This window comes from Bradyrhizobium genosp. SA-3 (genome assembly GCF_004212635.1).
In the GTDB taxonomy this organism is placed as follows: Bacteria; Pseudomonadota; Alphaproteobacteria; order Rhizobiales; family Xanthobacteraceae; genus Bradyrhizobium.
In genome coordinates, this window is the sequence record NZ_PSRT01000216.1 from 1 (window position 1) to 10,398 (window position 10,398).

Annotated in this window: 9 protein-coding genes and 2 pseudogenes; 6 read left to right on the top strand and 5 right to left on the bottom strand. The window is 65.1% G+C overall.

All coding sequences use genetic code 11. The features are described 5' to 3' along the window. Nucleotides 1–184: pseudogene (locus CWO91_RS39925) on the bottom strand (methyltransferase); the annotation flags it as partial. Further along, entirely contained in the window at nucleotides 177–404 is a 228-nt protein-coding gene (locus CWO91_RS39930) for a DUF2007 domain-containing protein (RefSeq protein WP_080135683.1), read from the bottom strand. The gene CWO91_RS39930 and the pseudogene CWO91_RS39925, both read right to left, overlap by 8 nt. 133 nt (nucleotides 405–537) lie before the next feature. Here CWO91_RS39930 and CWO91_RS39935 point away from each other — a divergent pair, with 133 nt between their 5' ends. The 5 genes from CWO91_RS39935 to CWO91_RS39955 all read left to right on the top strand — a co-directional run bounded on the left by CWO91_RS39935 (nucleotide 538) and on the right by CWO91_RS39955 (nucleotide 5,311). Next, nucleotides 538–1,545 carry a polyprenyl synthetase family protein gene (locus CWO91_RS39935; RefSeq protein ID WP_130220833.1) on the top strand — a complete coding sequence of 336 codons (1,008 nt, stop codon included), beginning with the start codon at nucleotides 538–540 and terminating at the stop codon, nucleotides 1,543–1,545. A gap of 444 nt (nucleotides 1,546–1,989) precedes the next feature. Next, nucleotides 1,990–2,505 (top strand): winged helix-turn-helix transcriptional regulator, encoded by a 516-nt coding sequence (locus tag CWO91_RS39940; RefSeq protein ID WP_130220834.1) that lies wholly within the window; start codon nucleotides 1,990–1,992, stop codon nucleotides 2,503–2,505. A gap of 1 nt (nucleotide 2,506) precedes the next feature. Continuing rightward, the gene (gene fabF, locus CWO91_RS39945) at nucleotides 2,507–3,769 is read left to right on the top strand and encodes a beta-ketoacyl-ACP synthase II (RefSeq protein WP_130220835.1); all 1,263 of its coding nucleotides are present in this window, start codon (nucleotides 2,507–2,509) and stop codon (nucleotides 3,767–3,769) included. A 41-nt stretch (nucleotides 3,770–3,810) separates the two neighbouring features. Then, nucleotides 3,811–4,443 (top strand): LysE family translocator, encoded by a 633-nt coding sequence (locus CWO91_RS39950; RefSeq protein ID WP_130220836.1) that lies wholly within the window; start codon nucleotides 3,811–3,813, stop codon nucleotides 4,441–4,443. After that, the gene (locus CWO91_RS39955) at nucleotides 4,436–5,311 is read left to right on the top strand and encodes an alpha/beta fold hydrolase (protein WP_130220837.1); all 876 of its coding nucleotides are present in this window, start codon (nucleotides 4,436–4,438) and stop codon (nucleotides 5,309–5,311) included. The genes CWO91_RS39950 and CWO91_RS39955 overlap by 8 nt, the downstream gene beginning before the upstream one ends. 125 nt (nucleotides 5,312–5,436) lie before the next feature. Here the strand turns inward: CWO91_RS39955 and CWO91_RS39960 are convergent, their stop codons facing one another. The 3 genes from CWO91_RS39960 to CWO91_RS39970 form a co-directional block, all read right to left on the bottom strand. Beyond that, entirely contained in the window at nucleotides 5,437–6,321 is an 885-nt protein-coding gene (locus CWO91_RS39960; RefSeq protein ID WP_165406040.1) for a 4-(cytidine 5'-diphospho)-2-C-methyl-D-erythritol kinase, read from the bottom strand. 25 nt (nucleotides 6,322–6,346) lie between these two features. Beyond that, complete coding sequence (locus CWO91_RS39965) at nucleotides 6,347–8,143, bottom strand: tetratricopeptide repeat protein (protein ID WP_130220838.1); 1,797 nt, start codon at nucleotides 8,141–8,143, stop codon at nucleotides 6,347–6,349. A gap of 324 nt (nucleotides 8,144–8,467) precedes the next feature. Continuing rightward, a complete protein-coding gene (locus CWO91_RS39970; RefSeq protein ID WP_130220839.1) occupies nucleotides 8,468–10,129 on the bottom strand; it encodes an electron transfer flavoprotein-ubiquinone oxidoreductase in 1,662 nt (553 codons plus the stop codon). 135 nt (nucleotides 10,130–10,264) lie between these two features. On the opposite strand from CWO91_RS39970, the pseudogene CWO91_RS44850 reads away from it, so the two are divergent. Then, nucleotides 10,265–10,398: pseudogene (locus CWO91_RS44850) on the top strand (uracil-DNA glycosylase); the annotation flags it as partial.

The following is a 10,398-nucleotide window of genomic DNA, read 5'->3' on the forward strand; positions in this document are numbered from 1 at the left end:
CGCGAGGCCCGCCGCGCCGATGCCGGTCGCCGAGATCGACCGCGCGATCGCCTGCCCTGGCCTCGGTCGCCGCCGCGAGCAGGATGGCGTCGTGCCCGGCGCGATGGCCGGACCGCTTTTGCTTCAGGCGCAACTGCCCGCCGAGAAAGGCGTCCTCGGTGATATCAGCTGCGGCCTCAATCATCGCCGCGCAGTTCGTGGCTGAGGCCGGCCTCGGTGAGGAGCTGGCGGGCTTCGAGGGCGTCGTCCTCATGGACCAGGATCCGCCGCGGCAAAATGCCGAGCGAGCCCTCGATGATGCTCATGTTCTGGTCCAGCACCAGATGATGGATGTTGGCACCGTCGAGCAGCGCGCCGATCGCCGACACCAGCACCATGTCGTTGGTCCGAACCAGTTCACGCAAAACGCAGGTCTCCTGCCTGAAAAAGGGGAAAGCGGCAAATGTCAATGGTTCCGCAGCACTTGCCGCATCCGCCGCCAGTTTCTATTGTCTTTCCATCAGAATAGCCCTTCCGGGGCAAATATTGGAGACCGGCGTGGCCGTCATCGTACCTTTCGAAACTCCCGGCGCGTCGATCGAAGAGCTGGTTGCCCTTGTCGCCGGTGACATGGAGCGCGTCAACGCCACGATCCTGTCACGGACCGGTTCGGATGTGACCATGATCCCGGAGGTCGCCAACCATCTGATCTCCTCCGGGGGAAAACGCCTGCGGCCGATGCTGACGCTCGCCATGGCCAACCTTGCCGGCTACACCGGCGACGGCCACATCAAGCTCGCCGCCTCCGTGGAGTTCATGCACACCGCGACCCTGCTCCACGACGACGTCGTCGACGAGAGCGAGATGCGCCGCGGCAAGCTGTCGGCGCGCATGCTCTGGGGCAACGAGGCGAGCGTGCTGGTCGGCGACTTCCTGCTCGGCCAGGCTTTTCGGATGATGGTGGAGGTCGGCTCGCTGCGCGCGCTCGACATCCTCTCCGCGGCCGCCGCCACCATCGCCGAGGGCGAGGTGATGCAGCTCGCGGCTGCTAAGAACACCGCAACCACCGAGGACGAATATCTCGCCGTGATCCGCGGCAAGACCGCCGAGCTGTTCGCGGCCGCCTGCGAGGTCGGCCCCGTGATCGCCAACCGCCCGAAAGCCGAGCAGACCGCCTGCCGCTCGGTCGGCATGAATCTCGGCATCGCCTTCCAGCTCGTCGATGACGTGCTCGACTATGGCGGCAAGAGCGCCAAGCTCGGCAAGAACACCGGCGACGATTTCCGCGAGGGTAAGATCACCCTGCCCGTCGTGCTCGCCTTCCGCCGCGGCAACGACACCGAGCGCGCCTTCTGGATCCGGGCACTGGAGCGCGGCGAGATCGGCGATTCCGATCTCGATCACGCCATCGGCCTGATGAACAAGCACCGCGCCCTCGAGGACACGCTGAGCCGCGCCCAGCACTACGGCGCCATGGCGGTCGACGCACTGGCGCTGTTCCCATCCTCGCCGATGAAGAGTGCGCTGGAGCAGGTCGTGGCGTTCTGTCTGGCGCGATCGCATTAGGCTTTCGCGTTAGGGCATACAACCGCAACGCTCTCGATGTCGTCCCGGCCGAGTGCGCAATTGCGCACGGGGACCGGGACCCATACCGCGTGATCTATAGGTAAGCGCGCAGTGTCCGTACCGCGCGACGACACCTTCACTACCGATCTTCGCCAAACTTCTCCCTGTGGTTATGGGTCCCGGCCTTCGCCGGGACGACGATCTTGGGAGGGTGTGCCCCACCATCGTCATTGCGAGCGCAGCGAAGCAATCCAGAATCCCTCTGCGGAAATAGTCTGGATTGCTTCGCTCCGCTCGCAATGACGGAGTTTGGCGCACGACCATTTTTCGCCAACTCGCATTTCAACTCACCTCACAGCCCCGCGGTCGCGCCGCTTCCCACCGGCCCCACTCGCGCTCACCTAGTAACTTGCATTTTGAAAGTAACCACTCTACCTTCCCGCCATGCAGCCCAAATCCCCTTCCATCCTGGAATGCCCGGTCGGCCGCGCCGTGGAGACGGTCGGCGAATGGTGGAGCATCCTGATCCTGCGCGATGCGTTTCAGGGCGCGACGAAGTTCGACGAATTTTCGCAAAGCCTCGGCATCGCGCCGAACATCCTGTCGCGGCGGCTCGCCCATCTCACCGAGAGCGGCATGTTCGTTCGGCGCCGCTATCATGAGCGGCCGCCGCGCTACGAATATGTGCTGACGGACAAGGCGCGGGATTTCTTCCCCGTGATCGTGGCGCTGCTTGCCTGGGGCAACAAGCATCTCGCGCCCAAAGGCGAGTCCATCCTGCTGGCGCACCGGAGCGACGTTCGCCCGCTCGATCCGGTCGTCGTCGACGCCGCCGACATGCGTCCGATCACGCTTACCAATGCAGTCGTCATCGCAGGTCCCCGCGCCAGCCGCGGGATGCGTGCGCGGCTCGCTTCGCTCAAAGCCATGAACCCGGCCGTCGCGCCGGCTGGAGACTGACATGCGTCGTATCGTCGTGACCGGAATGGGCGCAGTGTCGCCGCTTGGCTGCGGTGTCGAACTGTCCTGGCGCCGGCTGCTCGCCGGCCAAAGCGGGCTGCGCCCGCTGCCGGAATGGGCGCAGGTACTGCCGGCGCGCATTGCAGGGCTCGTGCCCGACAAGGCCGATGACGCCGAAGGCGGCTTCGACCCTGCACAGGCGGCGTCGCCAAAAGACCAGCGCAAGATGGACCGCTTCATCCTGTTCGCGCTGCTCGCCACCGCAGAAGCGGTGGCGCAAGCCAAATGGATGCCGCAAGATACAGCGGCGCTGGAACGGACCGCGACGATCATCGCCTCCGGCGTCGGCGGCTTTCCGGCGATGGCAGAGGCGGTGCGCATCACCGAGCAGCGCGGCGCGCGGCGGTTGTCGCCGTTCACGATCCCCTCGTTCCTCGCCAATCTCGCCGCCGGCCACGTCTCGATCAAATACGGCTACAAGGGAGCGCTGGGCACACCTGTCACGGCCTGCGCCGCCGGTGTGCAGGCGATCGGCGATGCCGCGCGGATGATCCGCGCTGGTGAGATCGATGTCGCGATCTGCGGCGGCGCGGAAGCCTGTATCGATATCGTCAGCCTCGGCGGCTTTGCGGCAGCACGTGCACTGTCGAGCGGCTACAACGACGAGCCCGCGCGCGCCTCGCGCCCGTTCGATCGCGACCGCGACGGGTTTGTGATGGGCGAAGGCGCCGGCATCCTGGTAATCGAGGGGCTGGAGCATGCGCTGGCGCGCGGTGCAACGCCGATCACGGAGATCGTCGGCTACGGCACGACCGCGGATGCCTATCACATGACGTCGGGTCCGCCCGATGGCGATGGCGCCCGCCGCGCCATGGAGATCGCGCTTCGGCAGGCGAACCTTGCGCCCGCAGATTTGCAGCACCTGAACGCGCATGCGACGTCGACGCCGGCCGGCGACGAGAGCGAGCTTGGCGCGGTCGGCGCGCTGTTCGGCCGTAACCGCGGCATTGCCGTGAGCGCGACCAAATCGGCCACCGGCCATCTGCTCGGCGCCGCCGGCGGTCTCGAGGCGATCTTCACGGTGCTCGCTTTGCGCGACCAGATCGCGCCGCCGACGCTGAATCTCGAAAACCCGGATCCTGGCGCTGATGGCATCGACATCGTTTCCGGCGCAGCGCGGCCGATGCCGATGCAGAACGCCATCTCCAACGGCTTCGGCTTTGGCGGGGTCAATGCCAGCGTGATCTTCCGCCGGATGGACTAAACGAGAGGCCTTATCGCGTCAGGCTTCGTTACCAAAACAGCATGATCACGACGAATTTCTGGCTGTTCCTCGCGGCAGCTTGTCTCATTGCCGCCGTTCCCGGCCCCGGCATCTTCTATGTCGCGGCACGGACCTTGTCGGAGGGACGCATCAGCGGTTTCGCATCGACTGTAGGCACTGCGCTGGGCGGACTGGTCCATGTGGTGGCGGGCAGCCTCGGCATCTCCGCGATCATCCTGGCCAGCGCCGAACTGTTTGCCGCTGTGAAATTTGTCGGCGCGCTCTATCTGATCTGGCTCGGTATCAAGACGTTCCGCAGCGCCGGCCGGACGCTGTCGCTCGAGAGCGAGGCCGTCGGCGACAGGCGTGCATTCCGCGATGGCGTGCTGGTGGAGGCGCTGAACCCGAAGACCGCGGCGTTCTTCCTCGCCTTCATTCCGCAATTCCTCGATCCCGCGGGATCGAACCCCACGCTGCAATTCATTCTGCTCGGTTCGATTTCGGTGATCTTGAACACGTTCGCCGATGTGGTGGTGGTGCTGATGGCATCAGCGACGCGCAAGCAGCTGATCGGAAGGCCACATCTGATGCGGCGCCTGACGCAAGGCTCGGGCGTCTTCATCGCCGGCCTCGGCCTGTCGCTCGCACTGGCGCGGCGGCCGGCAAATGGCTAGCGCTCCGCAAAGCCGCTATTATGAATCGCACGGCCTGCGGCTGCACTACGCAGACTGGGGCAACGAGGGCGCGCCTGTCGCCATCCTGGTCCATGGCGGCCGCGATCATTGCCGGAGCTGGGACGTCATCGCAGAATCGTTGCGGCCGCATTTCCACGTGCTCGCACTCGACCTGCGCGGACACGGCGATTCCGAATGGACCAGGGGCGGCAGCTACGCGCTGACAGAGTATGTGTACGATCTTGCCCAGCTCGTCCGCAACATCGCAGCGCCTCAGGTGACGCTCATCGGCCATTCGATGGGCGGCATGGTCAGCCTGATCTTTTCAGGATCATTCCCCGAGCTGGTCTCGAAGCTCGTCATCCTCGACGGCGTAACCATGTTGCCGGATACGCCAAAACCGCCGGTGCATGAGCGCATCGGCAAATGGGTGGCCCAGCTCGACAAGCTGCACGACCGCACGCCGCGCCGCTATTCTACGCTCGAGGACGCAGCCGCGCAGATGATGCTTCACAACAAGCGCCTCGCCCGCGACCTCGCGCTGCATCTCGCCACGCATGGCGCGCGGCGGAACGAGGACGGCACCTATAGCTGGAAGTTCGATCCCTACCAGCGCGCCAGCGCGCCGCACCGGCTCTGGCCGGACGACCACGTCGTGCTGTGGTCACGCATCGCCTGCCCGACATTGCTGCTCAATGCCAGCGAAAGTTTTCTGGCGGGCGCAAAGGCAGCAGGCCTGGAGCGATATTTTCAGAACGCGCGCATCGAGACCATCGCCGGGGCGGGACACTGGTTGCAGCATGACCAGCCGGAGGAGGTGCTGGGTGCGATCCGAAAGTTTCTTGGGCTGGCAGCGGTCAGCGGCTAGCTCAACTGCCGTAGGGTGGGCAAAGGCGCAACAGCGCCGTGCCCACCATGCATCCAGATTGCACGAATAAGTTCGTGGGCACGCTTCGCTTTGCCCACCCTACGGCACCGTCTTCGCAGAAATACCTAGCTCAACGTCCCCGCATGCACCCACCAGCCGGTGCGATCGCGCCGGATCTTTTCGGCGGCAGCATGCGCATCGGCCGGCGCGCCATAGATCGCAAAGCACGTCGCGCCCGAGCCGGACATACGCGCAAGCTTGACGCCGGCGGAATCCCGCAAGGCTTCCAGCACCTCGCCAATGACAGGTTCGATGCGCATCGCGGGCGCTTCGAGGTCGTTGGGGACGGTCTCGAGAACGTCGACCCAGTCAGCGATCGACGCACCCTCCTCCGGCCAGGCCGGAGCGCGGATGACGTCGGTGACGCCGACCAGGAGCTCGCCGTTGCGCAGGCCCAGCGCCTTGAACACGTCCTTGGTCGCGACCGGCACGCGCGGATTGACCATGACGCAGGGCATGCTCGGCAGCGCGAGCGGCAGCAGCTGCTCGCCGACCCCGGTCATGTCACAGGCGCGCGAGAGGAGGCACACCGGCACGTCCGCGCCGGTCGCGAGCGCGACCTTCTGAAGGCGGGGATCATCGAGCGACAAATCGTTGAGACGCGCCAAGAGCCGCAGCGCCGCCGCGGCATCGGCCGAGCCACCGCCGATGCCGGCTGCAACCGGGAGCACCTTGTCGAGCGCGAAGGCGCCCAGCTTCAGGCCCGGCAAAGCCTCGGCCAGAAGCTTGGCGGCCTTGAGCACGAGATTGTCGGAAGTCTCGCCGCAAGCTGCCGCCAGCGGTCCAGTGGTAGTGAGCTTCAGCTCGCCACCCGGCTCCAGCGTCAGCCGGTCGGCGCAGTCGGCAAACGCAACCACGCTTTCGAGATCATGATAGCCGTCGGCACGACGGCCTACGACACGAAGGCTCAAATTGACCTTCGCCCGCCCCTCTTCAATCAACGCCGACATCGGCGACACGCCCCCCAAACAAACCTCAGCCGCCCCTGCCGTCGTCCTTCTTCTTCTCGGCCTGCGCCGCCGAAGAGTTCGAATTGTCGTCCGAGAGGCCGTTGGCGATCTTGGCCTCGATCTTCGGCAGTTCTTCCGGCTCGGGCTTGAGATCGCGCGCATGCGACCACTGGAATTTGGCTTCCAGCGTGCGGCCGACGCGCCAATAGGCATCGCCGAGGTGATCGTTGATGGTGGGATCCTCGGGCTTGAGATCGATCGCGCGCTCGAGGTTCTTCACCGCCTCCTCGTAATTGCCGATGCGGTAATAGGCCCAGCCAAGGGAGTCGACGATATAGCCGTCGTCGGGACGCTGCTCGACGGCGCGCTTGATCATCTTCATGCCTTCGTCGAGATTCACGCCCTGGTCGATCCAGGAATAGCCGAGATAGTTGAGGACGTGCGGCTGATCGGGCTGAAGTTCGAGAGCCTTCTTCATGTCGGCTTCGGCCTTGGCCCACTGCTTGGAGCGCTCTTCGCAGATGCCGCGATAGTAATACCAGACGCTGTTGGCCTTGTCGTTGCCGGCCGGCAGCACATCGATGCCTTGCGAATAGGTCGCGCCGCAATCGCCGAACTTCTTGCGGCCGCGCTCGATGTTGCCGAGCGCCATGGTGGCTTCGAGATCCTTGGCATCCTCCGTGGTAACGCCCTTGAGGATCTTGATCGCCTCGTCGGTGCGGTCGGCGGAATCGAGGTCAATGGCGAGCTGGATCTGCGCGTTGCGCTTGAGCGGCGAGGACGAGGGCACGCGCTCATAGACCTTGATCGCCATCTGCGGCCGCTTCACCGATTCATAGAGATCGGCTAGCGAGAGCAGCGCCAGCGGATGGCTGGGCTGGAGGTAGAGCGAGAGCTGGAGATAGACCAGCGCCAGATCCTCGCCGCCGCGGCGGGTCAGCGTGGCACCGATGCCGTAGAGCGCTTCGGCGGCCCCGGCCTGCGCGGAATCGACGAGCGGCGGCATCTTCTTGCCGGCCTTGGTCTCGCGCAGGCCCTCCACGATCAGCGGATGGCGGGCGAGCTTCTTGTCGAAAGCCTGGTACACGGTTGTCGCGGCGGCGGAATCCTTGTTGCGCGACAGCCAGCGCGCATAGGCCTCGGTGACGCGCAGCATTGAATCGTCGAGCTTGTAGGCGCGCTCGAAGCGGGTGCCGGCGTCCTTCTCCTTGCCGGAGAGCTCGAGGATCATGCCGGCGTGGAGATCCTTGAACAGCGGATACCATTCCGGACCGGCCAGCTTGTCGATGGTGGCGACACCGCCCTTGGCGTCGCCGGCACCATAGGCGGCCCAGCCCGACAATAGCGTGGCGACGAGATCGGTGATCGGACCGCGGATCGACTGGTTGATGTTGGTTTGCGCGGTCGCGTACTTCTTCAGCTTGAGATCGTGCACGCCGACGACGAGCCGCGCGACGCGGTTGGTCTTGTCGATGGTGAGGATGCGCTCGGCGAGCTTGACGGCCTCGTCGATGTCGCCGTCGGCGACCGAGGATATGAAGGCGCGGTCGAGCAGTTCGTTGTTCTTCGGATCGGTGCGCAGGGCCGAGCGGTAGAACGCGGCGGCGGAGGCCGCGTCGCGCTCGACGCTGGCGTGGCGGGCGGCGAGATAGCTGCCGGCGCCGGTGAGCGACTTCAGATCGTTCCGGGTCGGAAACTGCGCCGCCGTGTTTTCCGGGTGATCCGGCGTCTGCGCCAGGACCGCGCCGGGAACCGCGACGAACGCGGTGCCCATGAGGGCGATGGCGGCAGCAGTCCAGCGGTTGAAACGATTTGAAAACATCAGGGCTCGCCTTGAGTTGGTAGTGCCTGGGTCTGCAGCAGAGGGCCGTATCGCATGCGAACGCGGCCGGTGGCATCGGGACCCGGAACCGTCGGGCCGACAATGCCGCTTTTGGCGCTTCGCCGCAAGGATTCGGACCGGGCGATCCCGCCGCACGCCCCCAATCGGTCAGGTGAATCCGCCAAGAGCGCCCCAAGACGCCGCTACTATGGCCTTATCGTGGCCGCGGGCCGCTCCCGCGGCCCAGTTCTCACGCGAACGTGCGTCACATTGCCGGGGTCGCGTCACCTTGGTCACATCGGCCCTGGCTGCATGATCCCCGGCTTACATCGCCTCGTAATTCGGGCCGCCACCACCCTCCGGGGGAACCCAGGTGATGTTGCCGTTGGGATCCTTCACGTCGCAGGTTTTGCAGTGAACGCAATTCTGGGCGTTGATCTGGAAGCGCGGGCCAGAACCCTCCTCGATCCACTCATAGACGCCGGCCGGGCAATAGCGGTTCGAGGGACCGGCGAACACGTCGTGCTCCGAGGTCTTCTGGAGGTTCATGTCCGTGACCTTCAGATGGATCGGCTGGTCCTCCTCGTGATTGGTGTTGGACAAAAACACCGAGGACAGCTTGTCGAAGGTGATCTTGCCATCCGGCTTCGGGTAGTTCTTCGGCGCGTGGGTCTTGGCCGGATCGAGCGTGGCGCGGTCATGCTTGCGATGCGACTGGGTGCCGAACAGCGACGCGCCGAACAGCGTGTTGCACCACATGTCAAAGCCGCCCAGCGCGACGCCAAGCACGGTGCCGAACTTCGACCACAGCGGCTTGACGTTGCGGACCAGGAACAAATCCTTGCCGACCGACGACGTGCGCCAGGCATTCTCGTACTCGACGAGTTCGTCATTGGCGCGCTCGGCGGCGAGCGCGGCCGCGACATGCTCGGCGGCGAGCATGCCAGTGCCCATTGCGTTGTGCACGCCCTTGATGCGCGGCACGTTGACGAAGCCCGCCGCGCAGCCGATCAGCGCGCCGCCCGGGAAGCTCAGCTTCGGCACCGACTGGTAGCCGCCCTCGGTGATGGCGCGCGCGCCGTAAGCGAGCCGCTTGGCGCCTTCGAAAGTGCCGCGGATCGAGGGATGGGTCTTGAAGCGCTGGAATTCGTCGAACGGCGACAGATAGGGATCGTCGTAATTCAGATGCACGACGAAGCCAACGGCGACGAGGTTGTCGTCATAGTGATAGAGGAACGAGCCGCCGCCGGTCTTCATATCGAGCGGCCAGCCGAACGAATGCTGGATCAAGCCCTTCTGGTGTTTGGCGGGATCGATCTGCCAGACCTCCTTGAGACCGATACCGAACTTGGGCGGCTCGGCCTTGGCGTCGAGTGCGAATTTGTTGATGAGCTGCTTGGTCAGGCTGCCGCGGGCGCCTTCGGCGAACAGCGTGTACTTGCCGAGCAATTCCATGCCGCGGGTGAAGGAATCTTTCGGCTTGCCGTCGCGGCCGATGCCCATGTCGCCGGTGGCGATGCCCTTGACCTTGCCCTCCTCGTCATAGAGCACTTCGGCGGCCGCAAAGCCCGGATAGATCTCGACGCCGAGTGCCTCGGCCTTGCGCGCCAGCCAGCGACAGACATTGCCGAGCGAGCCGATGTAGCAGTGATGATTGTCCATCAGCGGCGGCATCATGAAGCCCGGCAGCTTGATCGCGCCGGCGCCCGTCATCCAGTAGAAGCGGTCGTCCTTCACCTGCGTCTTCAGCGGACAGTCGGAATCCTCGCGCCAGTCCGGGATCAGCTTGTCGAGTCCCGCCGGGTCGATCACGGCGCCGGAAAGAATGTGCGCGCCGACCTCGGAGCCCTTCTCCACCACGACCACGTTGAGATCGGCGTTGAGCTGCTTCAGCCGGATCGCGGCCGACAGGCCCGAGGGGCCGGCGCCGACGATGACGACGTCGAATTCCATGGATTCGCGCGGGGGAAGTTCTTCGGTGCTCATCTGATCTCAGCCCTTGAGACGGTCCTTGGTCGATTGCGCCCTCTTGTTTCCGATTTTTCCGGGTAGGACAACCATGGAATCGCGTTCCGCCGGGATGCAAGGCCGTCCAAGGTGATATAAAAGTCGGACTTTCCCATGATCCCCGAACCCGCACCCACCGTCCGAGAGCTGCTCGCCTTCTATCTGGAGGCCGGCGTCGACTGCGCGCTTGCGGAGGAACCGATAGACCGCCTGGCGGAAACTGATGCGCCGCCGCCGGCCCCGCGCGG